The 26,608-nt window shown below is 69.9% G+C and carries 18 protein-coding genes and 3 rRNA genes; 14 read left to right on the forward strand and 7 right to left on the reverse strand.

What is annotated here, in order from left to right; translation table 11 throughout:
• Positions 1 to 151 precede the first annotated feature (151 nt).
• From OUQ99_RS00760 to rrf, 8 genes are all read left to right on the forward strand, one after another.
• The gene (locus OUQ99_RS00760) at positions 152 to 649 is read left to right on the forward strand and encodes a phage holin family protein (RefSeq protein ID WP_267947475.1); all 498 of its coding nucleotides are present in this window, start codon (positions 152 to 154) and stop codon (positions 647 to 649) included.
• Positions 650 to 658: 9 nt separating this feature from the next.
• A complete protein-coding gene (locus OUQ99_RS00765; RefSeq protein ID WP_267947476.1) occupies positions 659 to 1,600 on the forward strand; it encodes an alpha/beta fold hydrolase in 942 nt (313 codons plus the stop codon).
• 7 nt (positions 1,601 to 1,607) lie between these two features.
• The gene (locus OUQ99_RS00770) at positions 1,608 to 2,129 is read left to right on the forward strand and encodes a DUF309 domain-containing protein (protein WP_267947477.1); all 522 of its coding nucleotides are present in this window, start codon (positions 1,608 to 1,610) and stop codon (positions 2,127 to 2,129) included.
• 544 nt (positions 2,130 to 2,673) lie between these two features.
• Positions 2,674 to 5,130: a sodium-translocating pyrophosphatase gene (locus OUQ99_RS00775; protein WP_267947478.1), complete on the forward strand. Its 2,457-nt coding sequence runs from the start codon at positions 2,674 to 2,676 to the stop codon at positions 5,128 to 5,130.
• A gap of 210 nt (positions 5,131 to 5,340) precedes the next feature.
• Positions 5,341 to 5,823: a SixA phosphatase family protein gene (locus OUQ99_RS00780; RefSeq protein ID WP_267947479.1), complete on the forward strand. Its 483-nt coding sequence runs from the start codon at positions 5,341 to 5,343 to the stop codon at positions 5,821 to 5,823.
• A 607-nt stretch (positions 5,824 to 6,430) separates the two neighbouring features.
• A 16S ribosomal RNA gene (locus OUQ99_RS00785) occupies positions 6,431 to 7,962 on the forward strand.
• A 333-nt stretch (positions 7,963 to 8,295) separates the two neighbouring features.
• Positions 8,296 to 11,388 (forward strand): 23S ribosomal RNA (locus OUQ99_RS00790).
• 107 nt (positions 11,389 to 11,495) lie between these two features.
• Positions 11,496 to 11,611 (forward strand): 5S ribosomal RNA (gene rrf / locus OUQ99_RS00795).
• Together the 16S, 23S and 5S rRNA genes form the textbook arrangement of a ribosomal RNA operon.
• 230 nt (positions 11,612 to 11,841) lie before the next feature.
• On the opposite strand, the gene serB is transcribed toward rrf, so the two are convergent.
• Entirely contained in the window at positions 11,842 to 13,107 is a 1,266-nt protein-coding gene (gene serB / locus OUQ99_RS00800; RefSeq protein ID WP_267947480.1) for a phosphoserine phosphatase SerB, read from the reverse strand.
• A 113-nt stretch (positions 13,108 to 13,220) separates the two neighbouring features.
• The gene (locus OUQ99_RS00805) at positions 13,221 to 13,877 is read right to left on the reverse strand and encodes a DUF1707 SHOCT-like domain-containing protein (RefSeq protein WP_267947481.1); all 657 of its coding nucleotides are present in this window, start codon (positions 13,875 to 13,877) and stop codon (positions 13,221 to 13,223) included.
• A 503-nt stretch (positions 13,878 to 14,380) separates the two neighbouring features.
• Between OUQ99_RS00805 and OUQ99_RS00810 the strand changes: the two genes are divergently transcribed.
• Positions 14,381 to 15,976, forward strand: coding sequence for a serine hydrolase domain-containing protein (locus OUQ99_RS00810; RefSeq protein ID WP_267947482.1), 1,596 nt, complete (start codon positions 14,381 to 14,383; stop codon positions 15,974 to 15,976).
• A gap of 166 nt (positions 15,977 to 16,142) precedes the next feature.
• On the opposite strand, the gene OUQ99_RS00815 is transcribed toward OUQ99_RS00810, so the two are convergent.
• Entirely contained in the window at positions 16,143 to 16,925 is a 783-nt protein-coding gene (locus OUQ99_RS00815) for a hypothetical protein (protein WP_267947483.1), read from the reverse strand.
• Positions 16,926 to 16,981: 56 nt separating this feature from the next.
• On the opposite strand from OUQ99_RS00815, the gene OUQ99_RS00820 reads away from it, so the two are divergent.
• From OUQ99_RS00820 to OUQ99_RS00830, 3 genes are all read left to right on the forward strand, one after another.
• Positions 16,982 to 17,767, forward strand: a complete 786-nt coding sequence (locus OUQ99_RS00820) for an ABC transporter ATP-binding protein (RefSeq protein ID WP_267947484.1) — start codon at positions 16,982 to 16,984, stop codon at positions 17,765 to 17,767.
• A 289-nt stretch (positions 17,768 to 18,056) separates the two neighbouring features.
• Positions 18,057 to 18,980: an SPFH domain-containing protein gene (locus tag OUQ99_RS00825; protein ID WP_267947485.1), complete on the forward strand. Its 924-nt coding sequence runs from the start codon at positions 18,057 to 18,059 to the stop codon at positions 18,978 to 18,980.
• Between the two features lie 222 nt (positions 18,981 to 19,202).
• A complete protein-coding gene (locus OUQ99_RS00830) occupies positions 19,203 to 19,961 on the forward strand; it encodes a sulfite exporter TauE/SafE family protein (RefSeq protein ID WP_267947486.1) in 759 nt (252 codons plus the stop codon).
• A gap of 69 nt (positions 19,962 to 20,030) precedes the next feature.
• Here the strand turns inward: OUQ99_RS00830 and OUQ99_RS00835 are convergent, their stop codons facing one another.
• The 3 genes from OUQ99_RS00835 to OUQ99_RS00845 form a co-directional block, all read right to left on the reverse strand.
• A complete protein-coding gene (locus OUQ99_RS00835; RefSeq protein ID WP_267947487.1) occupies positions 20,031 to 20,654 on the reverse strand; it encodes an HD domain-containing protein in 624 nt (207 codons plus the stop codon).
• 203 nt (positions 20,655 to 20,857) lie between these two features.
• Positions 20,858 to 21,733 carry an alpha/beta hydrolase family protein gene (locus OUQ99_RS00840; RefSeq protein WP_267947488.1) on the reverse strand — a complete coding sequence of 292 codons (876 nt, stop codon included), beginning with the start codon at positions 21,731 to 21,733 and terminating at the stop codon, positions 20,858 to 20,860.
• Positions 21,727 to 22,317: a TetR/AcrR family transcriptional regulator gene (locus OUQ99_RS00845; protein WP_267947489.1), complete on the reverse strand. Its 591-nt coding sequence runs from the start codon at positions 22,315 to 22,317 to the stop codon at positions 21,727 to 21,729. Before OUQ99_RS00845 ends, OUQ99_RS00840 begins: the two co-directional genes overlap by 7 nt.
• Positions 22,318 to 22,784: 467 nt before the next feature.
• On the opposite strand from OUQ99_RS00845, the gene OUQ99_RS00850 reads away from it, so the two are divergent.
• The gene (locus tag OUQ99_RS00850; RefSeq protein ID WP_267947490.1) at positions 22,785 to 24,242 is read left to right on the forward strand and encodes an aldehyde dehydrogenase (NADP(+)); all 1,458 of its coding nucleotides are present in this window, start codon (positions 22,785 to 22,787) and stop codon (positions 24,240 to 24,242) included.
• Between the two features lie 249 nt (positions 24,243 to 24,491).
• On the opposite strand, the gene OUQ99_RS00855 is transcribed toward OUQ99_RS00850, so the two are convergent.
• On the reverse strand, positions 24,492 to 25,193 hold the full coding sequence (locus OUQ99_RS00855; RefSeq protein WP_267947491.1) for a hypothetical protein: 702 nt from the start codon (positions 25,191 to 25,193) through the stop codon (positions 24,492 to 24,494).
• 168 nt (positions 25,194 to 25,361) lie between these two features.
• Between OUQ99_RS00855 and add the strand changes: the two genes are divergently transcribed.
• Entirely contained in the window at positions 25,362 to 26,414 is a 1,053-nt protein-coding gene (gene add / locus OUQ99_RS00860) for an adenosine deaminase (RefSeq protein WP_267947492.1), read from the forward strand.
• Positions 26,415 to 26,608: the final 194 nt, after the last annotated feature.

Genomic DNA, 26,608 nt, shown 5'->3' on the forward strand with positions numbered 1-26,608 from the left:
CTGCCCGGCCGCGCGGCCGGGCGCGCACTCACCCCCGTGACGAAACGGACCTCTGCCGTTGTGCGTGCCGTGAGGGACATGGGTGGCGGGGCATGTGCGAGGATGCGGAGGATCATCCGCGTGTTCGGACCGAGAGAAGGGAACCCCCACGATGGTGGACAAGCCGGGTACCGGCGAGCCCGACGCCGCCGGCACCGACCGTTCCATCGGCGCGCTGGTCTCCGACGCCACCGACAACCTCTCCCGGCTGGTGCGGCTGGAGATCCAGCTCGCCAAGCTGGAGGCCAAGGCCGACGCGGCCAGGATCGGCAAGGGCGTCGCCGGGTTCGCGGTCGTCGCGGTCCTGGCCCACATCTTCGTCATCCTGCTCTCGGTGACCATCGCCTTCGCGCTCTACGAGCTGTTCGCGCTCCCGGCCTGGGCGTGCCTCGGCATCGTCACGCTGTTCTACCTGCTCCTCGCGGTGGTCTTCGGGCTGTACGGCCTCGTCAACTTCCGCAAGCGCCAGGGCCTCCAGCGCACCGCGCTGACCACCTCCCGCCTCGCCGGCATCCTGCGCGGCGAGATCCGGCCGCCCAGGACCGGTGACGACCTCGACACCGCCGGGGGCGCCGACACGGCCGGGGCCACCGCGGCGGCGCCGCGCTAGCCGCACACGGTGTTGGACGACTCCGCCGCCTACCTCGACGGCCCGTGGACGCACCGGACCGTCAAGGCCGCGGGCGCGCGCTTCCACGTGGCGGAGGCCGGTGAGGGCCCCCTCGTGCTCCTCCTGCACGGCTTCCCCCAGTTCTGGTGGGCGTGGCGGCACCAGCTGGGACCGCTCGCCGAGGCCGGGTTCCGCGCCGTCGCCGTCGACATGCGCGGCTACGGGGCCAGTGACAAGACCCCCCGCGGCTACGACCTCGTGACCCTCGCCCAGGACGCCGCCGGCCTGGTGCGGGCCCTGGGGTACGAGGACGCCGCGGTGGTGGGACACGGGGTGGGCGGGCTCGTCGGCTGGACGATGACGGCCTACCACCCCGGCGCGGTACGCGCCCTGGCGGCGGTCTCCGCCCCGCACCCGCTGCGCACCGCGCGGATCGTCGCCTCGGGCGGACCCGGTGTCCGGCACATGCTCCGGGCGCAGGTGCCGATCCTTCCGGAGCACAGGCTCCTGGCCGACGGGTGCGTCCGCGTGGGCGACCTCCTGCGCGAGTGGTCGGCCCCCGGTTGGCCCGGCGCCGAGGCCGAGGAGGCCTACCGGCAGGCCTTCGCCATCCCGAAGGTCTCCCACTGCTCCCTGGAGTACCACCGCTGGATCTTCCGCTCGCGGTGGCGCCCGGACGGGCTCCGCTACAACGCGCGCATGCGGTCGCCCGTCCGCGTCCCCGTCCTCCAGCTCCACGGCGAGCTCGACCCGGTGTGCCCGCCCGAGGCGGCCCGCGCCTCCCGTCGCGCCGTCGCGGGGGCCCACCGCTGGGCGCCGATCCCGGGTGCGGGACACTTCCCGCACGAGGAACGCCCGGAGGAGGTCTCCCGCGAGCTCGTGGGGTGGCTGGGGCGGCTCGGCGGCGGACAGGTCGACGGAGCCCGGAAGGGCGACGGGGAACGGCGGTGAGGCAGTGATGGCGACGGAATCCGCGTCGGAGGGCCGGGAGAGGTCCGGCCGGGACCGCGACGAGACCGGGCGCGCGCAGAACCAGCGTCCCCGCGACCGCTACGGGCGGCCGCTGCCGCACGGGAGCGCGGGCGAGGTCGACCGGGTGCCCGACGACGCCGTGTTCTCCGCGGCCGAAGGCCTGTCGGAGGCCCAGCGGCTGCTCGACGGAGGGTACGCCTTCACCGCCCACGAGGTTCTCGAAGCCGTGTGGAAGTCCTCGCCCGAGCCCGAGAGGGAGCTGTGGCGGGGCCTCGCCCAGGTGGCCGTGGGCGTCACCCACGCCCAGCGCGGGAACGGCGTCGGCGCCGCGCGCCTGCTGAGGCGGGGCGCGGACCGGGTGGAGGGGTTCGGTCCGGACGCCCCGCACGGGGTGGACACGGCCGGCGTGGCGGCCTTCGCCCGGGGGCTGGCGGACGACCTGGACGCCGGCCGGGCGGAGCGGGGCGACGCGATCGACCCGGCGGGGATGCGCCTGCTCGGGGAGTAGGCGGGCGGCGCCGGAGGCTGCGGCCCGGGACCGCGCCGCCCCGGACAGCGCACGACGGCACGGAGGCCCTCCAGGGGAGAACCATGTTCTCTCGTGGCTGGGGATACCAGTGTGGCTGATGAGGCTGATTCCCGTTTCATTCCTTTATGTGTGTTTTAGCGTTAACATAGCATTAATGCATTATGCGATGTTATTCAAGACGAAAATCCCCGATAAGGAAAATTATCCCGCTTCTGGGATCACCGTAAGATCACATCTTTGGTTTGTCTTGGGGAAATCGCGAAACGACACTCACCTTTATTCGGGATCGTGCGTAGAATCCCCGGATCACCGCCCGTGAGCGAGCAGCGCGGACGGTGTGCACCACAACCAAAGGTGGCACCGCTTCGACCCCGCCAAGCGTGCTGTCGGGCCAGCTCAGGCTCCTTCCGGACGGCGGTACGTCCACGGCGGCGCGCTGGTCCGGCGTCCACGCGGCGAACCGTTCCCCCGCGTTTCCCATGGACGGGGCCGAAAAGGTCGTGCCCGTCTCAAGGAGGACGGATTGTCTGGGCTCAACCTCGCCGCGCCAAGCGGCACGGCCCTATCGCTGGCAGGCACCGACTTCACACTCGTCATCATCGTCATGGTGGTGGCGCTTCTGGCCCTCGCCGTCGCGGGGATGCTGGTACGTGAGGTCCTCGCCGCGGAACAGGGCACCGAGCGGATGCGCAACATCGCGCTCGCAGTGCAGGAGGGCGCGAGCGCGTACCTGACACGACAGTTCCGCACCCTCGCGGTCTTCGTCGTCGTCATCCCGCTGCTGCTCCTCCTGCTGCCCGCCGACTCGTGGGACATCCGGATCGGCCGGTCGGTCTTCTTCGCCCTGGGCGCCGTGCTGTCGTCCGCCACCGGCTTCATCGGCATGTGGCTGGCCGTGCGCGGCAACGTACGGGTCGCGGCGGCGGCCCGCGGCGGCGACGAGGCGTCCAACCACAGGGCCATGCGGATCGCCTTCCGCACCGGCGGCGTGGCCGGCATGATCACCGTCGGCCTCGGCCTGTTCGGCGCGGCCCTCGTCGTCGTGCTCTACCGGGGCGACGCCCCCATCGTCCTGGAGGGCTTCGGCTTCGGCGCCGCCCTCCTGGCCATGTTCATGCGTGTCGGCGGCGGGATCTTCACCAAGGCCGCCGACGTCGGCGCCGACCTCGTCGGCAAGGTCGAGCAGGGCATCCCCGAGGACGACCCCCGCAACGCCGCCACCATCGCCGACAACGTGGGCGACAACGTCGGCGACTGCGCCGGCATGGCCGCCGACCTCTTCGAGTCCTACGCCGTCGTGCTCGTCGCCTCGCTGATCCTCGGCCGGGTGGCGTTCGGCACCGAGGGCCTGGTGTTCCCGCTCCTCGTTCCCATGATCGGCGTCATCACGGCGATCATCGGCATCTTCCTGGTCGCCCCCCGAGCGCGGGACCGGTCGGCGATGACCGCGATCAACCGCGGCTTCTTCATCTCCGCGGGCATCTCCGCCCTGCTCGTCGTCGGCACCTCCCTCTGGTACCTGCCCGGCAGCTTCGAGGAGCTGTCCGGGGTCAGTCCGCAGGTCCTCGCCGAGATCGAGGCCGCGGGCACCGCCCCCGACCCGAGGTTCGTCGCGATCGCCGCGGTCCTCATCGGCCTGGTGCTCGCCGCAGCCATCCAGCTGCTCACCGGCTACTTCACCGAGACCGACAAGCGCCCCGTCCGGGACATCGGTGCGAGCTCCGAGACCGGCGCGGCCACCGTCATCCTCTCCGGCATCTCCGTCGGCCTGGAGTCCGCCGTCTACTCCGCCCTGCTCATCGCCGGGGCCGTGTACGCGGCGTTCCTCCTCGGCGGCGGCTCCATCACGCTGAGCCTGTTCGCCGTCGCCCTCGCCGGCACCGGGCTCCTCACCACCGTCGGCATCATCGTCGCGATGGACACCTTCGGCCCGGTCTCCGACAACGCCCAGGGCATAGCCGAGATGTCCGGCGACGTGGAGGGCAGGGGCGCCGAGATCCTCACCGGGCTCGACGCCGTCGGCAACACGACCAAGGCGATCACCAAGGGCATCGCGATCGCGACGGCCGTGCTGGCCGCCACCGCCCTGTTCGGCGCCTTCCGCACCTCCGTCCAGGAGCAGCTCGGCGAAGGCGAGCAGGCGTTCTCGCTCTCCATCGACCAGCCGGACGTGCTCGTCGGCGTCATCATCGGCGCCAGCGTGGTGTTCTTCTTCTCCGGCCTGGCCATCATGGCGGTCGGCCGCGCCGCCGGCCGCGTCGTCATGGAGGTGCGCGACCAGTTCCGCACGCGCCCCGGGATCATGGACGGCACCGAGCTGCCGGAGTACGCGCGGGTGGTCGACATCTGCACCAAGGACTCCCTGCGCGAACTGGTCACCCCTGGCCTCCTCGCGGTCCTGGCGCCGATCGCGGTCGGGTTCGCCTTCGGCTACGCCCCCCTGGGCGCGTTCCTCGGCGGCGCCATCGCCGCGGGCGTGCTCATGGCCGTCTTCCTGTCCAACTCCGGCGGGGCCTGGGACAACGCCAAGAAGCTCGTCGAGGACGGCCACCACGGCGGCAAGGGCTCGGCCGCCCACGAGGCCACGATCATCGGGGACACCGTCGGCGACCCGTTCAAGGACACCGCGGGGCCGGCCATCAACCCCCTGCTCAAGGTCATGAACCTCGTCGCGCTGATCGTGGCGCCCAGCGTGGTGATCTACGCGGACAACGTGGTCCTCCGGACCGTGGTGACCGTGCTCGCCGTGGGCGTGCTCGTCGGCGCGATCCTCTGGTCCAAGAGCCGCGGCTCCGGGACCGAGACGCAGCTCGCGGAGCTGGGCGGGCAGTCCGCCCCCAAGGATGCCCCCGAGGCCGGGGGCGGCGCCCCGGCTCCGGGAGAGGGGGCCCCGGCGACGGAGGGAGCCGCACAGGACGAGGGGACGGACCAGAAGGAGTCCGACCGCAGGGAGGAGGCGCACGCCGGAGACGGCAAGTAGCGCGATCCCCAGATGGCGGCCGCCCGGGAACCCGGGCGGCCGCCGCCGTGTGCGGGAGGGCGCCTAACCTGGTTCCGCGGGTGTGCTGCCCGCGCGGACGAGGCAGAAAAGGGGTTCTGTGATGTCAGGGCTGAAGGGCCTGCTCGCCATCCTGGCGGTCATGGTGGGGTTCATCGGCGTTCTCGCCGTCGTCGCGACCAGCCTGATGCCGTGAGCGGGGCGCGCACACTGCTGCTGATGCGGCACGCGGAGGCGGAGAACGGGCACGGCGCCGACTACGAGCGGGGCCTGACCGATCTGGGCAGGGCTCAGGCGGACGCGGTCGGGCGGATGCTCTCCCGGCGGGGATACGCGCCGGACCATGTCATCTGCTCCGGCGCCAGGCGCACCAGGCAGACCCTGGACGGCGTTCTCGGCGCGATGGAGCCGGGGCCCCGGCCCGAGGTCGACTACTCGGAGGAGGCGTACTCGGCCGGTGTGGACACGCTCCTGGAACTCGTGAACCGGGTCGACGCCGGAGTGCGCACCCTGCTGGTTGTGGCGCACAACCCCACCGTGGCCCAGGTGGCCGCCGGCTTCGTGGGGAACGAGGCCCTCGTGTCCTACGCTCCCGGCACGATCGCGGCCGTGGACCTGGAGGTCGAGTGGCTCTACGCGGCGCCCGGAACGGGCGCGGGCATCCTGCTCAACTGATGTGACCCAGGACACGCCCCCGTCAGGTTGCCAGCCCCCTCGTCCGGGGGTAATGTTCTCCGAGTCGCCTCCGACCGGCCCAAGGCCACGAGGAGCGGCGGCACTCCCCTCCGGCGAAACGGACGCACTCGCGGCCGTGCCGGAACCTCGGTTTTCACCAGAACGAACTTTCGAGCCTCGCGGTTCGAGCACTGTTCGGGCCATGTAAACTCAGGGAGTCGCTTCAAAAGCCCAGTCCATTCGGACAAAAGCAGACGAAGCAAACGGGCTTTACCCCGATCAGAACCACCACAAACCGCCGATTTGGCGGGGCGCGGAACACCTGATAAAGTAAAGACACAACAAAGCGGAAACGCAGACGCCTTCCACGGAAGAGCAGACGGCCGGAACGGCTGGCGCTTGTACGGGAAGAGCGGTTGTTTCTTGAGAACTCAACAGCGCGTGTTTGATTTTCTTTAAGCCATGTTTGTTTTGGCCCCGTCACCCGAACAGTGGTTCGGTGTGAAGGGTTCCTTTGATTAACCAGGGCAACCTGGTTGGTCAGGATTACTTCTAGGTTTATCCGCCCCAGGCCGACCTCACGGTCGCCGGGACGGATGGTATGACCTTTATGGAGAGTTTGATCCTGGCTCAGGACGAACGCTGGCGGCGTGCTTAACACATGCAAGTCGAGCGGTAAGGCCCTTCGGGGTACACGAGCGGCGAACGGGTGAGTAACACGTGAGCAACCTGCCCCCGACTCCGGGATAAGCGGTGGAAACGCCGTCTAATACCGGATACGACACACCGCCTCATGGCGGTGTGTGGAAAGTTTTTCGGTCGGGGATGGGCTCGCGGCCTATCAGCTTGTTGGTGGGGTAACGGCCTACCAAGGCGATTACGGGTAGCCGGCCTGAGAGGGCGACCGGCCACACTGGGACTGAGACACGGCCCAGACTCCTGCGGGAGGCAGCAGTGGGGAATATTGCGCAATGGGCGAAAGCCTGACGCAGCGACGCCGCGTGGGGGATGACGGCCTTCGGGTTGTAAACCTCTTTTACCACCAACGCAGGCTCCCAGTTCTCTGGGGGTTGACGGTAGGTGGGGAATAAGGACCGGCTAACTACGTGCCAGCAGCCGCGGTAATACGTAGGGTCCGAGCGTTGTCCGGAATTATTGGGCGTAAAGAGCTCGTAGGCGGCGTGTCGCGTCTGCTGTGAAAGACCGGGGCTTAACTCCGGTTCTGCAGTGGATACGGGCATGCTAGAGGTAGGTAGGGGAGACTGGAATTCCTGGTGTAGCGGTGAAATGCGCAGATATCAGGAGGAACACCGGTGGCGAAGGCGGGTCTCTGGGCCTTACCTGACGCTGAGGAGCGAAAGCATGGGGAGCGAACAGGATTAGATACCCTGGTAGTCCATGCCGTAAACGTTGGGCGCTAGGTGTGGGGACTTTCCACGGTTTCCGCGCCGCAGCTAACGCATTAAGCGCCCCGCCTGGGGAGTACGGCCGCAAGGCTAAAACTCAAAGGAATTGACGGGGGCCCGCACAAGCGGCGGAGCATGTTGCTTAATTCGACGCAACGCGAAGAACCTTACCAAGGTTTGACATCGCCCGTGGACCTGTAGAGATACAGGGTCATTTAGTTGGTGGGTGACAGGTGGTGCATGGCTGTCGTCAGCTCGTGTCGTGAGATGTTGGGTTAAGTCCCGCAACGAGCGCAACCCCTATTCTATGTTGCCAGCACGTCATGGTGGGGACTCATAGGAGACTGCCGGGGTCAACTCGGAGGAAGGTGGGGACGACGTCAAGTCATCATGCCCCTTATGTCTTGGGCTGCAAACATGCTACAATGGCCGGTACAATGGGCGTGCGAGACCGCAAGGTGGAGCGAATCCCTAAAAGCCGGTCTCAGTTCGGATTGGGGTCTGCAACTCGACCCCATGAAGGTGGAGTCGCTAGTAATCGCGGATCAGCAACGCCGCGGTGAATACGTTCCCGGGCCTTGTACACACCGCCCGTCACGTCATGAAAGTCGGCAACACCCGAAACTTGTGGCCTAACCCTTCGGGGAGGGAATGAGTGAAGGTGGGGCTGGCGATTGGGACGAAGTCGTAACAAGGTAGCCGTACCGGAAGGTGCGGCTGGATCACCTCCTTTCTAAGGAGTCTTTGAAGACCAGCTCTTCCTATGGCTGGTCGGACTCGTAAGTGGACCCGTTCGGGTCGGTCTTCGGATCGCCTGTTTTCGGGAGTGGCTGTAAGGGAATCAGGCTTTGCCTCCGGCGACTAGAAGCGTCGGGGGGCGCGCTGTTGGGTGTCTGAGGAAGCAACCTCGACCATCTGGCTCTCCTTGTGGGGGCGGGTGGTCGGTTTGTTTCCCGCGGACCACCTCTGCGAACTCTCGGGTTTTGTTTCCCGGTGTGAGGTAGTGGGGATTGTGGTTGGTGTTTTGACTTGTGAATAGTGTGCGCGAGCATCTTGTTATCTGTAGTGGCCAAGTGATAGTGGCACACGGTGGATGCCTTGGCATCAGGCGCCGATGAAGGACGCGGGAGGCCGCGATAGGCCACGGGGAGCTGTCAACCGAGCTTTGATCCGTGGGTGTCCGAATGGGGAAACCTAGCCCGAGTTGTGTCGGGTTGCCGCTACCTGAATGTATAGGGTAGTTGGTGGTGACGCGGGGAAGTGAAACATCTCAGTACCCGTAGGAAGAGTAAACAACAGTGATTCCCCTAGTAGTGGTGAGCGAACGGGGAAGAGGCTAAACCGTGCGCGTGTGATAGACGGCAGTCGTTGCGTGTGCGGGGTTGTGGGATGCACCTTTCCAGGTCTGCCGACGTGGAGCGCTGAGTGATTCTTTTAGCTGAATCCGTTGGGAAGCGGAACCGTAGTGGGTGAGAGTCCCGTAGGTGAAGGAAGAGTCTAGGCGTTGGTGTTCTCCCGAGTAGCGCGGAGCCCGAGAAATTCCGTGTGAATCTGGCAGGACCACCTGCTAAGCCAAAATACGTCCTGATGACCGATAGTGCACTAGTACCGTGAGGGAAAGGTGAAAAGTGCCCCGGTGAGGGGTCGTGAAATAGTACCTGAAACCGTGTGCTGTCAAGCCGTCAGAGCTGAAGCTTGTCTTTGGTGATGGCGTGCCTTTTGAAGAATGAGCCTGCGAGTCATGGTGTGTGGCGAGGTTAACCCGGGTGGGGTAGCCGTAGGGAAACCGAGTCTGAATAGGGCGTTTGAGTCGCATGCTGTGGACCCGAAGCGGAGTGATCTACCCATGTCCAGGGTGAAGCGGGGGTAAGACCTCGTGGAGGCCCGAACCCACCAGGGTTGAAAACCTGGGGGATGAGGTGTGGGTAGGGGTGAAAGGCCAATCAAACTCCGTGATAGCTGGTTCTCCCCGAAATGCATTTAGGTGCAGCGTCGCGTGTTTCTTGCTGGAGGTAGAGCTACTGTTTGGCTGATGGGCCCTACAAGGTTACTGACGTCAGACAAACTCCGAATGCCGGTTAAGTGAAGCGCGGCAGTGAGACTGCGGGGGATAAGCTTCGTAGTCGAGAGGGAAACAGCCCAGATCATCAGCTAAGGCCCCTAAGCGTGTGCTAAGTGGGAAAGGTTGTGGAGTTGCTGAGACAACCAGGAGGTTGGCTTAGAAGCAGCCATCCTTTAAAGAGTGCGTAATAGCTCACTGGTCAAGTGGTTCTGCGCCGATAATGTAGCGGGGCTTAAGCACACCGCCGAAGCTGTGGATGCCAACCTTGTGTTGGTGTGGTAGGGGAGCGTCGTGCATCCGGTGAAGCTGCCGAGTGATCGTGTGGTGGAGGGTGTGCGAGTGAGAATGCAGGCATGAGTAGCGAAAGCAACGTGAGAAACGTTGCCGCCGATTGACTAAGGGTTCCTGGGGCAGGTTAATCCGCCCAGGGTGAGTCTGGACCTAAGGCGAGGCCGACAGGCGTAGTCGATGGATAACGGGTTGATATTCCCGTACCCGTGCACGAGCGCCCAGTATCGAATCAGGTGATGCTAACCACGCCGGCTCCTTATGGGACCTTCGGGTTCTGTTTGTGGCTGGTCTGGGATCCGAGCTTGTAGTAGGTAAGTGATGGGGTGACGCAGGAGGGTAGCTCTACCCGGCGGTGGTTGTCCGGGGGTAAGCGTGTAGGCTGGGGGGTTGGCAAATCCGCCCCCTGTTGAGGCTGAGACGTGATGCCGAGCCGTTTTCGGTGAAGTGAGTGATCCCATGCTGTCGAGAAAAGCCTCTAGCGAGTTCGTGTGTGGCCAGTACCCTAAACCGACGCAGGTGGTCAGGTAGAGAATACCGAGGCGTTCGGGTGAACCATGGTTAAGGAACTCGGCAAATTGTCCCCGTAACTTCGGGAGAAGGGGAGCCCTGTCTGGTGATGGCCTTTGCGGTCTGAGCTGGGTGGGGTCGCAGATAGCGGGGGGAAGCGACTGTTTATTAAAAACACAGGTCCGTGCGAAGTCGTAAGACGCTGTATACGGACTGACGCCTGCCCGGTGCTGGAACGTTAAGAGGACCGGTTAGTGGGAGTTCGCTCCTGCGAAGCTGGGAATCTAAGCGCCAGTAAACGGCGGTGGTAACTATAACCATCCTAAGGTAGCGAAATTCCTTGTCGGGTAAGTTCCGACCTGCACGAATGGCGTAACGACTTCCCCACTGTCTCAACCATGGGCCCGGTGAAATTGCACTACGAGTAAAGATGCTCGTTTCGCGCAGCAGGACGGAAAGACCCCGGGACCTTCACTATAGCTTGACATTGGTGTTTGGGATGGTTTGTGTAGGATAGGTGGGAGCCGGTGAAGCTGTCACGCTAGTGGCGGTGGAGGCGTTGGTGAAATACCACTCTGACTGTTTCGGGCATCTAACCTTGGACCGTGATCCGGTTCGGGGACAGTGTCTGGTGGGTAGTTTAACTGGGGCGGTTGCCTCCCAAAGAGTAACGGAGGCGCCCAAAGGTTCCCTCAGCCTGGTTGGTAATCAGGTGTTGAGTGTAAGTGCACAAGGGAGCTTGACTGTGAGACGGACGTGTCGAGCAGGAGCGAAAGCTGGGACTAGTGATCCGGCACCGGCGTGTGGAAGCGGTGTCGCTCAACGGCTAAAAGGTACCCCGGGGATAACAGGCTGATCTTCCCCAAGAGTCCATATCGACGGGATGGTTTGGCACCTCGATGTCGGCTCGTCGCATCCTGGGGCTGGAGTTGGTCCCAAGGGTTGGGCTGTTCGCCCATTAAAGCGGCACGCGAGCTGGGTTTAGAACGTCGTGAGACAGTTCGGTCCCTATCCGCTGTGCGCGTTGGAGACTTGAGAAGGGCTGTCCCTAGTACGAGAGGACCGGGACGGACGAACCTCTGGTGTGCCAGTTGTCCTGCCAAGGGCATGGCTGGTTGGCTACGTTCGGGAGGGATAACCGCTGAAAGCATCTAAGCGGGAAGCTTGCTTCGAGATGAGGTCTCCTGCCTCCTTTGAGAGGGTAAGGCTCCCTGTAGACGACGGGGTTGATAGGCCGGGTGTGGAAGCCCTGTGAGGGGTGGAGCTGACCGGTACTAATAGGCCGAGGGCTTGTCCGCTGCAGATAATTGGATGTTCGCGCACACTTTTCACGGAGTTTCGGCTCGCTGTGATCCCCTTGCACTGGGTTGTGGTGTGGGGTGTGGGTCTGGTGGGTTGTTGGTTTCCGTGGTGGTTATTGCTGGAGGGTCACACCCGGTCTCTTTCCGAACCCGGTCGTTAAGTCTCCTTGCGCTGATGGTACTGCCCTGTGGTGGGGTGGGAGAGTAGGTCGCTGCCACGGTTTTTTGTAGGGGAGGGGGTTGCTTTGTGGGCGGCCCCCTCCTTTTTTGCGCGCATGCTTGTGCGTTTGTGAATCGGGTGGTGGGCAGGAGTGGTGGCGGGGGGTGGGGTGGTCCCCCTTGTTTCCAGGAAAGCGGAGTGGGGGTGTGCCGCGCCAGGGGAGGATGCCGCCTGTGGACGACACGGGGCCCGCAGACGCCCCGTAGCGCGTCCGCGGGCCCCGTCGGTGTGTCAGACGCCTGCGGTGGCGGGTGAGGAGGGGGAGGCCGGTTCGGTGGCCAGCCCGTGGAGGTCGGCGGCCTCGATCTCCTCGCGGGTGATGCCGAGGATGAACGCGATCGTGTCCAGGTAGGGCACGTTCACGGAGGTGTCGGCCTGCTGGCGGACCACCGGCTTCGCGTTGAACGCGACGCCCAGTCCCGCCACCTGGAGCATGTCCAGGTCGTTCGCGCCGTCGCCGACGGCGACCGTCTGCTCCAGGGGCACGCCGGCCTCGGCGGCGAACCGCTTCAGGGTGGTGGCCTTGCCCTTCCGGTCGATGATCGGGCCGACCAGTTCGCCGGTCAGCGTCCCGTCCACGACCTCCAGGGTGTTCGCCGCGGAGTAGTCCAGCCCGAGGCGTTCCACGAGCACGTCCGTGATCTGGGTGAAGCCGCCGCTCACGATCCCGCACTCGTAGCCCAGGCGCTTCAGGGTGCGGACCAGGGTCCGGGCCCCGGGGGTCAGCTGGATCTCCTCGCGCACCGCGTCGATGGCGGAGGCGTCGAGGCCCTTCAGCAGGGACACCCTGCGCCGGAGGGACTCCTCGAAGTCGAGTTCGCCGCGCATGGCCTCCTCGGTGACCCGGGCGACCTCCTGCTCGCAGCCGGCGTGGGCCGCCAGGAGCTCGATCACCTCGCCCTGGATCAGGGTGGAGTCGACGTCCATGACGATGAGGTGCTTGGCGCGGCGGTGCAGGCCGCTGGGCTGCACCGCGACGTCGACGCCCTGGGTGGAGGCCTCCATGGCGAGCTCGGCCCTCAGCTGCTCGGCGCTGCCCCCGGAGATCTCCATCTCCACGGAGGTCACCGGGTAGCTCGACAGCCGCTCTATCCGGTCGATGTTCGCTCCGGCCCTCGCCACGCACGACGTGATCGCGCCGAGGGCGCCGGGGCGCAGGGGGTCGGCCAGGACGGTCACGTGCAGGCGGCCGGAGGCGAAGTCGTTGACGCGGCCGTTGCCGTCCCCGTCCCCGTACTCGACCTCCATGTCGAGGTCGATCGCGGTCTTGTCGAGGGCGCTGCGCACCTCCTCGAAGACCCGCTGGCGGCTCACGCCGGGGGCCACGCGCTCGTCGACCCCGAGAACCGTCCCCAGCACCAGGCGTCCCGCCAGAACGACCTGTTCGAGGTCGACGATGGTCACCGGGAAGACGGAGAGGGTGCTCAGGAGACGCGCGCTGATGCCGGGCCGGTCGTGCCCGGTCACTGTCACCAACAACGTGGAATCATCATTCATGGCGTCTTCCACGGTACTCGGCCGGGGGAGGGGCCGGTCGAGCCGGGAGGGCTCTTCGCCCAGCTAGTTCACCATGTGGACGGCTGGAGGAGAGGTGTAGGTCACTCCGGCGCCTACCGGTTGCCCCGGTTCTTCTTCTTGCGGCGCGGACCCTTGGCCTTGATGTCCACTCCGCCGAGCATGCACGTGCCCGTCAACCGGATGATCGGGGCGTTCGGGTCCGTGACCTGGTCCGTCCCGTGCATGTCCGCGCCGCCCAGAATCGCCGAGGTGTTGTTGATCACTCTCACCCCGTGCGGCACGGTGATGTCCACCCCGCCCATGATGACGGCGACCTGGATGGTCACCTCGTGCTGGCTGAGGACGGCCTCGCGGAGGTCCAGTTCGACCCCGCCGCAGAGCACGGACACGTTGGTCCGGGGCTCGACCAGCCAGCGGCCCTTGCGCTCGCAGCCGCCGAACACCGCGACCAGGTTCTCGGAGCCCTTGCTCTGGCCGGCGAGGTCGCGGGCCTCGCTCCCCAGGATCTCCATCCCGTTAGGGGGCTCGGACGACCGGCGGTCCATGGCCGCGTAGTCGTACCCCTGGCCGGTGACGGGCAGGTCCGAGACGATCGGGGCGAGCTCCCCGACGGTCTTGGCCCTGTACAGGGTGTCCAGGCGCTCCTCGTGCTCCACCGGGGTGAGGCGACCTTCAGCCACGGCCTCCCGCAGCCGCTCGGCAACCTTGTCCCGGTCCGCGTCGGAGGCTCGGATGTGCTCGGGCTGCATGATGACTGGTTCTCCTCGTCGACTCGGTGGGGCCGGGGCCCGGCGCCACACACCCAGTATCGGCACTCTCCCGTCACGATGGATCAGGTATATCCCCTGGACCTACCCCGAGAATTCCCGCGCCCCTTACCAGGGTGCGTCGGAGCGCCGGGCGTTCGCGCCTCCGTCCCCGGTCCCGGCCCGGTCCTCCGGGGCCCGTCGGGAACCGCGGTAGGCCGAGGGGCGGACACCGGTGCGGCGCAGGAAGGCGGTCGACAGGGCGCCCGGTTCGGCGAACCCGCACAGTCGAGGACATCGGAGTCGAACACCCTGCGGCCGACCCTGGCGGGGCCCGGCCGGGACGGTTCCGCGTCCCGGGCCTCCGCCCCCGCCCCCGCCCCTCTCGGGCCCGGAGCGCGCGGCGCGGCGTGGTGGTGGCCGCAGGGGCGCCCTGCGGAGAACCCCAGGTGCGGTCGGAGGCGCGCACGGTGGTCCGGCGGGGGGAGCGCTCCTAGCGTTGGGCCATGGCCTTCTCCACCCTCCGCGGTGCACCCGTCCCCCCGCGCGGGCGCTCCGTCCCCGCGCTCCTCTGCCTCCTCGGCGCCGCCGCGCTGCTGGTCCTCCCCGCCGCGCCCGGCTCCGCCGGGACGGCCCCGCTCACCCCGGGGGCCGCTCCTCCGGCCCCGTCCCCCGGGGAGGTGGACGCGGTCGTGGAGGAGTACCGCCGCGCCACCGGTCTTCCCGGCGCCGCCGTGGTGATCACCCGCGGCACGGAGGTCGTGCACGCCCGCGGGTACGGGACCACCCCGGGCGGCGCCGCCGTCACCGAGCACACGCCCATGGCGGTGGCCTCGCTCAGCAAGTCGGTCACCGCGCTGGCGGTCCTCCAGCTGGCCGAGGAGGGGGAGCTCGACCTGGACGACCCGGTGCGGGAGCACCTGCCCGAGTTCACGATGGCCGACCCCCGGGCGGAGCGGATCACCGTGCGCCAGCTGCTCGACCAGACCTCCGGCATGTCCGACACCGAGTTCGCGTCCTACAGCCGCGGCAGGGACACCCTCACCCTGCGCGAGTCCGTGGCGGACCTGCGCGGCGCGCGCCTGGCCGCCGAGCCCGGCACGCGCTGGGAGTACCACAACCCGAACTTCCAGGTCGCCGCCCGCCTCGTCGAGGTGGTCGGCGGCAGGCCCTTCGCCGATCACCTGGAGGCGCGGGTGTTCTCCCCGCTGGGGATGGACGACAGCACCACCGTCGACACGGACCTGGACCTGCCGTCCGGCGCGCGGGGGCACGTCTCCGTGCTCGGACGCGCGTTCCCCGCGGACGAGCCCCCCGGGTTCGGCAACGGCTCCGGCGGCGTGGTCAGCACCGCGGCCGACATGGGCGCGTGGCTCGTCGCCCACACCGGCGGCGGGCTGGGGCCGGACGGTGTCCGGATCCTGTCGGAGGAGGGCGTCCGGGCGCTGCACACCCCCTCCGCGGCCTCCGGGTCCTACGCCCTGGGGTGGTCGCTGGGGGAGACCGCGTCGGGTTCGCGGGTCGTCGAGCACGGGGGAGACCTGCTCACCGCGACGGCGCACCAGGCACTGCTGCCCGACAGCGGGTACGGCGTGGCCGTCATGGCCAACACGGGGTCCTCGTGGGGCGGGGCCCACCCCCTGGCCTCCGCGCTCGTCGAGCTGGTCGACGCGGGCTCCGCACCCGGGCCGCCGACGGGCGCCGGGCCGGTGGCCGTCGACGCGGTCCTCCTGGCCGCGGGAGCCGCCGCCGTCCCGCTCGCCTGGCGCGGTGTGCGGCGGTCGCGCGACTGGGCCCTCGCGCGCGAGGGCGGCCCCCGGTGGGCGGTGGCGGCGCGCCTGCTGCCCTACGCGGGGCCGCCGCTGCTCCTGGTGGTCCTGCACGAGGTGGTCGGGTGGCTGTTCCGGGGGAGGGACGTGGCGTGGTTCCAGGTGCCCTATCTCTTCACGTCGTTCTGGTCGGCGCTCGCCGTGGTCGCCCTGGCCTGCGCGGCCGTCGTCTCGGCGCGGGCGGTCCGCCTCGCGGCGCTGCGCCGCCGGACACGGGGCGGTCGCGCCGCCGGGGCCGGGCGGGGGGAAGGGGAGGCCGCGTCCGCCGGGTGAGACGGCCCGGGGACGCCGAGGGGGCGCGGTCCCGGGGAAGATCCGTCCGACCGCTCCGACAGGGGCCGCTGCGGGGCCCTCCGCCCCGACCACGGGGTCGGAGCGGCGCCGGCGGAGCCCGAACCCGGAGCCCGGCCCGGTGTTCGCCGTGCCCGCCCCGTCCGGCTCAGCGGCCGTTCGGCGCGTGCCCGGGGAGGGCGATGGCCGCGTGGGCGGCCACCCTGGCCCGCCGCACCGCGGCGTCCAGCTTCCGCAGCGCGTCGGACCGCGCCGCCGCCTGACGGGCGTCCATCCCCCGGCCCGACGCCGGCTCGGCCAGCCTCACCACCTTCGCGAGCCGTTCCGCCTGGGCCGCCACCCGGTGGGCACGGGGCGGGTAGCCGTGCGCCAGCGGCGGCGCCTCGCGGCCCCCCAGGTCGCCCAGCTCCCGGTGCACGCCCGGGGCGAACGCCGCGATGTCGTCCACGCCCTCCAGGGTCCTGGCGACCTCGATCAGGGTGAGCTTCAGGGTCTGCTCCGCCTCGGCCAGACCGGGAACCTGCGGGGGCGCCGGGTCGGCCCGATACGGCGCCCACGAAACGCCCACATAGGATGAACCACGCCGGTCGGGGGAGGGCACCATGCCCATCTGCTGGCCGGCGAGCTGCACCAGCACCCCCTCCTGGGCCTCGATGGCGGCCTGGTTGAGCTCCTTCGGGCCCACGAGCCCGAGGGGGTCGCCCCAGGTCGGCAGGGACAGCCGGAACGCGGACAGTCCCAGGCCACGAAGTCGTACCAGTGCCGACCGCAGCGGTACGCCGCTGTCGAAGGGCAGGTCCGCGACAGGTACTGTCCCGATCAGGTTGGGGCCGCCGCGCCGTTCGACCGCGTCGACGGCGTCGTCGAGCCCGACGTGGCCTGACAGCCAGGCGTTGCCCCAGGCGACGAGTGGTGCGGACGTGAGTTGCATTGCTTCAGGGTAGGTCGGCCCGTGCACCGGCGTGGGGCGTGATGTGAGGGAGGACGATGGACGGGCGGGTTCTGGGCCTGAGCGGGGTCACGGTCCGACGGGGTGGCGCCACCCTGGTCGACGGCGTGGACTGGTCGGTGCTGGAGGGTGAGCGGTGGGCGGTCCTCGGGCCGAACGGCGCGGGCAAGACGACGCTCCTCAACGTGGCGTTCAGCCAGCTGTACCCGACCGCGGGCGACGTGGAGATCCTCGGCGAGCGCCTGGGACGGGTGGACGTCTTCGAGCTGCGGCCCCTGATCGGCTATGCGGGCGCCTCGGTGGCCTCGCGGATCGAGGCGGGCACCCCCGTCCTCGACATCGTGCTGAGCGCCGCCTACGGGTACGTGGGCCGGTTCCGCGAGGAGTACGGCAGCCCGGACTACGGCCGCGCCCGCGCGCTGCTGGGCCACTGGGGGGTCGCCGACCTGGCCGACCGGGACTTCCACACCCTGTCCGAGGGCGAGCGCAAGCGCGTCCTGATCGCCCGCGCGCTGATGGCCGACCCGGAGCTGCTGCTCCTGGACGAGCCCGCCGCGGGTCTGGACCTGGGGGGCCGGGAGGACCTGGTGCGCCGCCTGGGCGGGCTGGCCCGCAACGAGTCCGCGCCCGCCCTGGTCGTGGTCTCCCACCACGTGGAGGAGATCCCGGCGGGGTTCACGCACGTGCTGCTGCTCCGTGGCGGCGGCGTCGTCCAGGCGGGGCCGATCGAGGAGGTCCTGACCGCCGAGCACCTGTCGGAGACCTTCGGCCTGCCGCTCAAGGTGGAGCGCGACGGCGACCGCTGGAACGCGCGCGCGGTCTGACCAGGGCATTCCGAGCGGGAAGTCGCCGATAGGGATTGCGGTAATAACACAAATCGATTGACCATAAACAGTATTCCTGTCCAGATGTGGTCGCCCCGACGTATATGGGGTAGCGTCAACGGTCGGTGAGCGGATCGCTCCATTTCGGCGCGCTTGGAGATCTTCGGGTGGGCGGGTCCGCCGGTGGACGCGGTCCGTCCGCACCGCCTGCCACCCCCGTCAGGAGATCCGGAGCTGCCCAGATGTCGATACTGAACGCCGCCCCTTGTTCGGAGACCGGGGTGCGCCGATGACCATGATCATCATCGTGGCGCTTTTCGTCGCGGTCCTGTTGCTCATCTTCTGGCGGAGCGTGCGTATCGTTCCGCACTCGATGGAGGACGTCGTCGAGCGGTTCGGTAAGTTCCACCGGACCCTGAGCTCGGGTTTCAACGTCGTCATTCCCGGGGTCGACCAGGTGCGCGAGCGGATCGACCGCCGCGTCCAGGTCGTGAGCTTCCCCCCGCAGTCGGCGATCACCGAGGACAACCTCGCGGTGGAGGTCGACTCGGCCGTCTACATCCGCGTCCGGGACGCCTACAAGGCCACCTACGAGGTCGCGAACTTCATCCAGGCCGTCGAGCAGCTCACCCTGGCCACCCTCCGCAACGTCATCGGCGGGATGAACCTGGAGGGCACGCTCACCTCCCGCGACGAGATCAACCGCGAGCTCAAGGCGGTGCTGGACGAGGCCACCCGCGACTGGGGCATCGAGATCAGCCGCATCGAGCTCAAGGGCATCGAGCCGCCGTCCTCCGTGCAGGAGGCGATGGAGATGCAGATGCGCGCCGACCGCGAGAAGCGCGCGCAGCTGCTCAGCGCCGAGGGCGAGAAGCAGTCCGCCGTGCTGCGCGCCGAGGGCGAGCGTGCGGCGGCGGTGCTGCGGGCCAAGGGTTCGGCCGAGGCCCAGATGCTCACCGCCAAGGCCGACGCCGACGCCCAGACGCTGCGGGCGCGCGGTGAGGCCGACGCCATCCACATGGTGTTCAAGGCGCTGCACACGAGCCGGGTCGACCCGGACGTGCTGGCCTACCAGTACCTCCAGAAGCTGCCCGAGATCGCCAAGGGCGACGCCAACAAGGTCTGGATCGTCCCGTCCGAGATGGGCAGGGCCCTCCAGGGCGTCGGCACGGCCTTCGACCGGCTCCGCGACGAGGTCGTGCGGGCTCCCTGACCCGGGGCCGCCCGGACCCGGCCCTCCTCCCCGCCCCGCAGGACGGCGCTCACGGCGCCCGACCTGCGGGGCGGGGCGCGTTCCGGGGCCCGTCGCGCACCGTTCGGCGGGGTCCGGCTATGCCCTGGATCACGTATCCCCGGCGTGGGGCGCCGATGACCGGCTCTCGTAGTCTGTTGACGCCCTCGACGGTCGGGGAGCGGGATCCGGAAAGCTGGTCGCATGGAACTCTGGGAGGCGGCGGTCATCCTGCTGGCCGGTGTGGCGGCCGGCGGGGTCAACGCGATCGCGGGCTCGGGGACCCTGTTCACGTTCCCCGTGCTCCTCGCCCTCGGCTTCCCGCCCGTCACCGCGACCGTGTCCAACAGCATCGGGCTCGCCCCCGGCACGCTCAGCGGCACCATCGCCTACCGGCGCGAGCTCGCCGGCCAGCGCGGCCGGATCCTCCGCCTCGGCGGGATGTCGTTCCTCGGCGCGATGACCGGCGCGCTCCTGCTCATCTACCTGCCCGCGGGCGTGTTCGAGTTCGTCGTGCCGTTCATGATCGGCGGCGCGTGCGTGCTGATCCTGCTCCAGCCGCGGATCACCAAGTGGGCGCGCTCCCGCCGACCGGCCTCCAAGAACGGGGGACCTCTGCTGCCGCTGGGCGCCTACGCGACCGGCACCTACGGCGGCTACTTCGCCGCGGCCCAGGGGATCATCCTCATCAGCATCCTCGGCGCGTCCCTGGACGACGACCTCCAGCGGCTCAACGCGCTGAAGAACGCGCTGACCACGATCGCCAACGGCACCGCCGCCGTGTTCTACATCGTGCTGGCCTCGCCGTCGTGGCCGGTGGTCGGCCTCATCGCGGCCGGGACCGTCATGGGCGGCTACCTGGGGGCCAACTTCGGCCGCAGGCTCAGCCCGGCGGCCCTGCGCGTGTGCCTGGTCGTCGTCGGGCTGACGGCGGCGGTCCAGCTGGTCATGGGCCGGATCTGACCGCTCCCCGTGCCCGGCCGGCCCGCCGTCCGGGCACGGATGCGCGGCGGGGGCTGCCCCGCGGGGCGCTCAGGTGCGGAAGTAGCCGCGCCGGTCGGCGTCGTCGATCAGGGCCGCCGCGTAGGCTCCCAGGGCCTCGGAGCCCTCCTGGATCAGCTTGACCTTCTCCATGACCTGTGCCCGGGTGATGCCGAACCGGACCCAGGTCCCGCCCTCGTTGTGCCAGTTGGCGAGCATCGGGGACAGCCTGTCCACGGCGCGGGCGAAGCGGGCCTCGGCGGAGACGCGTGCCTCGAACTCCTCCCAGAGCTCGCGGGCGCGCTCGGCCTGGTCCTCGGGGAGGAGGGGGAAGATGCGGGCCGCCGCGGCCCGCTCGCGCGCCTCCTGCGTCTCGGAGTTCACCTTGTCGAAGAGGAAGGTGTCCCCGGCGTCGATCTCGACGATGTCGTGGAGCACGAGCATCTCGACGACGCGGTCGATGTCGGTGCCCTCGGGGGCGTACTCGGCGAAGGTGCGGGCGGAGAGGGCCAGGTGCCAGGAGTGCTCGGCCGAGTTCTCCCGCCGTGATCCGTCCACCAGCAGGTTCTGCCGCAGGATGCGCTTGAGCTTGTCGACTTCCAGGAGGAAGCGGAGCTGTGCGTTCAACCGCTCGTTGTCGACCCCGCTGGCAAAGACCGGTGCCGGTTCCGTCACGTGGTTCGCCCTCCTGAAGGATGAGTCGAAACGGTCAGGTGGACCGCTCGGTGCGGTCGCCACTGGATGATCCCATGGAACGCGTACCAACTGTCGCGTCGGCGTACGTCGAGGGGACGCGCGGCGAGGCGGCGGAGTGTACGCGGTGAACGGTCGGCGTGCCCGCGGCCCCTGCCGGGGGCGTGGCGCCCCGGGGGCCGTGACTAGGCCTCCGCGGATGCCCGGACCTGCGTGGAAGACGTGAGGTGGCGGTGGAACCACTCGGTGAGGGCCCTGTCGGCGAGTACTCCCGCCGGGGTGGGCCGCCCGGGTTCGAGTCCGGGCTCGGGTCCGATGGCGTGTGCCAGATCGGGCACCACGATGTGACGGAGCGCATGCTCGGGGGCGTGCCCGGCCAGGGCGTCGCACAGCGCCCCGCCCTGTTCGGGGGCCACGACGTCGTCGAGCCCGCCGTTGACGACCAGCAGGGGGACGCGTCCCCGGGAGATCTCGTCGGCCCGGCCGACGAAGTCCAGCCGTGCGCGGGCCTGGAGGGCCCGGTCGGTCCACCTGTAGGGCGTTCCGTCGCGTCGCGCGCGGGCGGTGACGACCAGGGCCGGGTCCACGACCGGGTTGACGACGGCGGCGGCGCCGACGGGCATGCGGCCCTCGGCAAGGGCGAGCAGGACCGCGGCGGCCCCGGCCCCCACCCCGGCCAGGCCGACGGGGGCGTCGGTGACGGGGAAGGCCGAGCGCAGCTCGGAGACGGCGGCGCGGAGCTCGGCGGCGGCCTGCTCCACCACCGGGGCGAACAGGTCGACGAGGTGGTCGCGCTCGCCGCGGCGGTTGACCTCGGGGACGCCGCCCTCGGGCAGCCGGGCGCCGAACAGCGGCAGCCCGAGGTGGATCCGCCAGGCCGGGAGCGCCGCCATGGGCAGGGTGCCTGCGAGGGAGGCCTCGGCGCGGGGCGGCTCGAAGGCGTGCAGGCCGACGACGAGCGGGGCCGGGAGGTCGCCCGTCGCGGGCGGCAGGGCGAGGAAGGGCACCCCCGCGGCGGTTCCGGTGACGGGGCCGGTGAGGGTTCCGGCGTCGGCTACCACGGGTGGTCGCCCCCGCTGCGCTCGGAGAAGTCGGACAGGTAGCTGCTGACCAGCCGCTTGGCCTCGCCGATGAGCCTGGTGTCGCCGTCGGCGTCGTCGCGGAAGGCGAGCTTGAGGACGGCGTCGGCGGCCTCGACGGCCACGTGGACGGCCCGGTCGAGTGCGTCGTCGTCGGGGATGCCGGTGACGGAGACGATGATCCGGCGCAGGCGGATGGAGATGACGCGGTTGTTGTCGGCCCCGCCGTTGAGGAGGCGGGTGTCGACGATGTCGCCGAAGTGCAGGCTGCGGAAGCCGGGCACGTGGCGGTGCATGTCGATGTACTCGTCGACGACGGCGTCGACGGCGGCGGTCCAGTGGCTGAACGACGTGTCGGCGATCCGCTCGGTCACCCGGGCGCCGAACTGGTCGAGGAAGCGCAGGCCCAGCGCCTGGGTGATGGCCTTCTTGTCCGGGAAGAACTGGTAGACGGAACCGATGGCGACCCCGGCCCGTTCGGCGATCCGTGTGGTGGAGAGGTTGTCGTAGCCGACCTCGTCGAGGAGCTCGGCGCAGCAGTCGAGCATGCGCTGCACTCTGAGCATGCTGCGCTGCTGGGCCGGAAGTCTCCGGAGGGGGGCCTGCGCGAACGCGAGTTCGTCGTGGGCGACGCCGGCCGGTCCACGGCTCTCGCGCGGCGCGTAGGCGCTCCCGGCTGGACCGGGGGAGCGTCGCGACCGCGGGGGCGTTGAGCTTCGGGAATTTGTCGTCACGGCTCCTATGATGCCTTTCCGGAATCACCTGGTTCCGGGGAAATTCCAGTTTCGTTCCCCGACCCCTTCCCGTGGTGTCCGGTCCACCTGTGCCGGAGGCGTCGCCCGGGTCCGGGGCGGTGCGGACGGGGGCGCCGGCGCCGTTCGTCGTGTTCGTCGGTCCGTGTCTGTTTCGCGGCCCGGGGCCGCAGGGGGACCCGGTCGCCTGGGCCGCTCAGGATAGCGCTTTCCAACGGAGGGCGTGGCATGGTTGGATCAGTGCCCGACGCAGTGCACGCACCCCTCCTGGAGGCTGAGCCATGACCACCGCCCCGGACACCACACCGGAGGAACTCGACGCCGTCCTCGAACGGGCCGCCGCCGCGGCCCCGCTCCTGGCCGCCCTCACCCCGGGCGAGCGCGCCGGCCTGCTGCGCGCCGTCGCCGACGCCCTCGACGGCGCCGCCGACCGGCTCGTGCCCCTCGCCGCGGAGGAGGCCCACTACCCCGAGGCGCGCTGCAAGGGAGAGCTGGGCCGCACCACCTTCCAGCTCAGGCTGTTCGCGCAGACCCTGGAGGACGGCTCCTACCTGGAGGCCGCCGTCGACCCCGCCGACCCCGAGTGGGGGACGCCGCGCCCGGACGTGCGCCGCATCCTCGTCCCGCTCGGCCCCGTCGTCGTGTTCGGGGCCAGCAACTTCCCCTTCGCCTTCGCCACGGCCGGCGGGGACAGCGCCTCGGCGCTGGCCGCCGGGTGCCCGGTGGTCGTCAAGGCCCACCCCGGCCACCCGGAGCTGGCCCGCGCCACCGCCGGTGTCGTCGTCGACGCGCTCACCGGGGCCGGGGCGCCCGAGGGCTCCTTCGCGCTGGTGGAGGGCATGGAGGCGGGCAGGCTGGCGGTCACCCACCCGCTCACCCGCGCCGTCGGGTTCACCGGGTCGATCCCGGGCGGGCGCGCCCTGTTCGACCTGGCCGCGGCCCGGCCCGAGCCGATCCCCTTCTACGGCGAGCTCGGCAGCGTGAACCCGGTGTTCGTCACCCGCGCCGCCATGGCGGCGCGCGGAGAGCAGATCCTCGGCGGCTACGCCGACTCGGCGGCCATGGGGTCGGGGCAGTTCTGCACGAAGCCGGGCGTGGTGTTCCTGCCGGAGGACGCCGACCTCGGCGCCCTGGTCGCCGACTTCGCCGACAGGGCGGCGGGCCCGCTCCTCAACGACCGCGTGGCGGAGGGGTTCGAGCGGGGCCTGGACGCGCTCAGCGGCCACCCCGCCACCGAGGTGCTCGTCCAGGGCAGGCACACCGGCGACGACTGGTCCCCGAGCCTGCTGCGGACCGACCTGGACTCCCTGCTGGAGCACGCCGACACCCTCCTGGAGGAGTGCTTCGGGCCGGCGACCCTCGTGGTCGCGTACGCCGACGAGCGCCGCCTCCTGGAGGCGGCGGGGGTGCTCCGCGGCCAGCTCACCGTCACCGTGCACGGTGAGGAGGACGACCCGGTGGCGCCCGCGCTGCTGGCGCTGGGGGCGTCCGTCGCGGGGCGGGTGGTCTGGAACGGATGGCCGACGGGGGTGGCCGTCACGTACGCCATGACCCACGGCGGCCCCTACCCGGCGACCACCGCGCCCCTGCACACGTCGGTGGGCACCACGGCGATCCGGCGCTTCCTGCGCCCGGTGTCCTTCCAGTCGGTGCCGCAGTCGCTGCTCCCCCGCGAGCTGCGCGACGACAACCCGCTGGGCGTGCCCCGCCGCGTGAACGGGGCCGCGCCCACCGTCTGATGCCGTCCGGGCCGGGGCCGGGCGCGCTCCGATGGGTGCGCCCGGCCCCGCCCCCGGCACCGCGTCCCCGTGCCCGGGCCCTGGGCGTCCGGCCGCTCGGCCGGGCGCGTGGGCGGGGCCCCGGCCCGGCGCGGGGCGTGAAGCCCGATGCGCGGGGCCCGTACTCACGGCCCCGGTACCGGTTCCGTGAGTGAGAGCCCGCCGGGACGGCGCTCCCGGTCACGTCGTGCCCGGGGGCCCGGGCCGCGTTCACGCCGCGGTGTCGGAACCCTCGTCCGCGCCGTCGCCGTGGGCGGCGTCGTAGGCGTCGCGGAACGCCTCCACGCGGAGCCGCCGGCGCTTCATCATGGAGGGGGTCATGCACGCCAGCACCAGTAGGAGGGCGGACAGTCCCAGGAGCAGGATGGGGAAGCCGGAGACCCCGCTCTCCAGGATGCGGATGACGACCTGGAACACGTTGAGAAGGGCCATCGTCGCGAACACGACGGCCAAGGCGACCGGCGTTCCGCTGGACAGCTGCCCCTCGACGACGATTCGCCCCAGCCGGTTGGTCTCCGGGTCCGGGCCGAGTCTCCCCTTCCGGACGAGTCGCCAGGCCTCCGCGAGCTTGGCGGGGTCGGTGCCCAGGGGGAGGTTCTTCAGTTTGGCGGCCTCAAGTGCGCGCCCGGCCCGCTTGGCCTCGGGGGATATGGCCCCCGAAACCACCGCGGCCATCGCGAGGGTTCCGGTCACCAACAGCAGGCCCATCGTGAGGAGGGCACCGAACAGCCAGGCGCCGGTCGCCGTGGAGAAGCCCAGGATTCCGGCCGCAGCGATCACGAACAGCAGTGCGGCCGAGGCGCGGAGGGCGAACGCGCCCGGGTGGTCGGCGCGGTAGGTCCGGAGCCGGGCGGCCCAGCGGGGGCGCGGCGGACGGGGGACGGAGGGGTGGGGGGCGCCCTGGGGGATCATGTCCGCAATGTACCCCTCTGTGGTTCGCCGACCGGTCGCGGTCGCCCCGACCGGGGGCCCGGCGCACCACGACGGCGGACGGGCCGCAGGGGGGAGAGGCTGACAGGCCGTCGTCAGGTTCGTCCGGAAGGGGTTGGGCGGGCGCGTGACCGCGCGTAACCTCGCGCCATGGAGAACCACACCGCCCCCGCCGGGACCGGCGTCGACGCGCTCGTCCGGGACCTTCCCAAGGTCGAGCTGCACGTCCACCTCGAAGGCTCGATGCCCGCCGAGACCCTCTTCGACCTGGCCCGCAAACACGCGGCCGAGGGCGTCCCCGACACCCTGGAGAAGCTCCGGGACTGGTACGCCTTCACCGACTTCCCCCACTTCATCGAGGTCTACCTGGCGTCGGTGACGACCCTCAGGGACGAGGAGGACTTCGCCGTCCTCGCCTCGGCGGTCGCCGGGCGGCTGGCCGCGCAGAACGTCCGCTACGCGGAGGTGCACGTCAGCCTCTACACGCACCTGATGCGCGGTGTGCCCGCGCGGGTGGTGTTCGACGGGATCGAGCACGCGCGCCGCGAGGCCGAGCGCGAGCACGGCATCAGGCTCCGGTGGATCCCCGACTTCCCCGCCGACTTCGGTCTGGAGAGCGCCGAGGCCACGCTGGAGGCCGTCCTGGCGGAGGGCCCGCCCAGCGTGGTGGGCTTCGGGGTGGGCGGTGTGGAGACACCCCTGGAGCAGTACGCGGGGGTGTTCGGCAGGGCGCGCGCCGCCGGGCTCGCCAGCCTCCCGCACGCCGGTGAGCACGGTGGACCCGAGCGCGTGCGGGAGGCCCTGGACGCGCTCCGCGCCGAGCGCATCGGGCACGGCATCGACTCCATGCGCGACGCGGAGCTGGTGGCCCGGCTGGTGGAGGAGCAGGTCCCGGTGGACGTCAGCCCCACCTCCAACGTGTGCACCCGCGCCGTGGAGGCGATCGGTGACCACCCGCTGCCCCGCATGCTCGACGCCGGGCTGCTGGTCACGCTCAACACCGACGACCCGACCATGTTCGGCACCGACCTCAACCGCGAGTACGCCACCGCCCACCGGCTGGGACTGGGTGCCGGGGACCTGGTCCGCCTCGCGGCGAACGCCGTGCACGCCTCCTACCTGGGGGCGGCCCACCGCCGCGCCCTGCTGGCCGAGATGGAGGAGGTCGCCGCCCGCCACGGGGTGGGGGTCGGGAGCCTCTAGGGACCCTGCTCCTCCCGGACCTCCGCTCCGCTGCGGCCCCGGTGTCGTGGGGGCACCGCGGCCGCCTGTGAGCGCGAGGACCTTCGGAGCCCCCGCCGGATCGGCCCGTCCCCCGCGAACCCGTCCGCGGCGCCTCCAGAACCCGCGGGCACCCGGGCGCGGGGATCCGGCCGTGCTCCGGCCGACACGCGGTC

Origin of the sequence: Streptomonospora nanhaiensis, from assembly GCF_026642255.1 — a bacterium.
In the GTDB taxonomy this organism is placed as follows: domain Bacteria; phylum Actinomycetota; class Actinomycetes; order Streptosporangiales; family Streptosporangiaceae; genus Nocardiopsis; species Nocardiopsis tropica.

Excerpts from the sequence above, each read along its gene's own strand:
- OUQ99_RS00760 (WP_267947475.1), top strand. The coding sequence starts at position 152 with ATGGTGGACAAGCCGGGTACCGGCGAGCCCGACGCCGCCGGCACCGAC.
- OUQ99_RS00770 (WP_267947477.1), top strand. The coding sequence starts at position 1,608 with ATGGCGACGGAATCCGCGTCGGAGGGCCGGGAGAGGTCCGGCCGGGAC.
- serB (WP_267947480.1), bottom strand. The coding sequence starts at position 13,107 with ATGAATGATGATTCCACGTTGTTGGTGACAGTGACCGGGCACGACCGG.
- OUQ99_RS00805 (WP_267947481.1), bottom strand. The coding sequence starts at position 13,877 with ATGCAGCCCGAGCACATCCGAGCCTCCGACGCGGACCGGGACAAGGTT.
- OUQ99_RS00810 (WP_267947482.1), top strand. The coding sequence starts at position 14,381 with ATGGCCTTCTCCACCCTCCGCGGTGCACCCGTCCCCCCGCGCGGGCGC.
- OUQ99_RS00815 (WP_267947483.1), bottom strand. The coding sequence starts at position 16,925 with ATGCAACTCACGTCCGCACCACTCGTCGCCTGGGGCAACGCCTGGCTG.
- OUQ99_RS00820 (WP_267947484.1), top strand. The coding sequence starts at position 16,982 with ATGGACGGGCGGGTTCTGGGCCTGAGCGGGGTCACGGTCCGACGGGGT.
- OUQ99_RS00825 (WP_267947485.1), top strand. The coding sequence starts at position 18,057 with ATGACCATGATCATCATCGTGGCGCTTTTCGTCGCGGTCCTGTTGCTC.
- OUQ99_RS00830 (WP_267947486.1), top strand. The coding sequence starts at position 19,203 with ATGGAACTCTGGGAGGCGGCGGTCATCCTGCTGGCCGGTGTGGCGGCC.
- OUQ99_RS00845 (WP_267947489.1), bottom strand. The coding sequence starts at position 22,317 with ATGCTCAGAGTGCAGCGCATGCTCGACTGCTGCGCCGAGCTCCTCGAC.
- OUQ99_RS00850 (WP_267947490.1), top strand. The coding sequence starts at position 22,785 with ATGACCACCGCCCCGGACACCACACCGGAGGAACTCGACGCCGTCCTC.
- OUQ99_RS00855 (WP_267947491.1), bottom strand. The coding sequence starts at position 25,193 with ATGATCCCCCAGGGCGCCCCCCACCCCTCCGTCCCCCGTCCGCCGCGC.
- add (WP_267947492.1), top strand. The coding sequence starts at position 25,362 with ATGGAGAACCACACCGCCCCCGCCGGGACCGGCGTCGACGCGCTCGTC.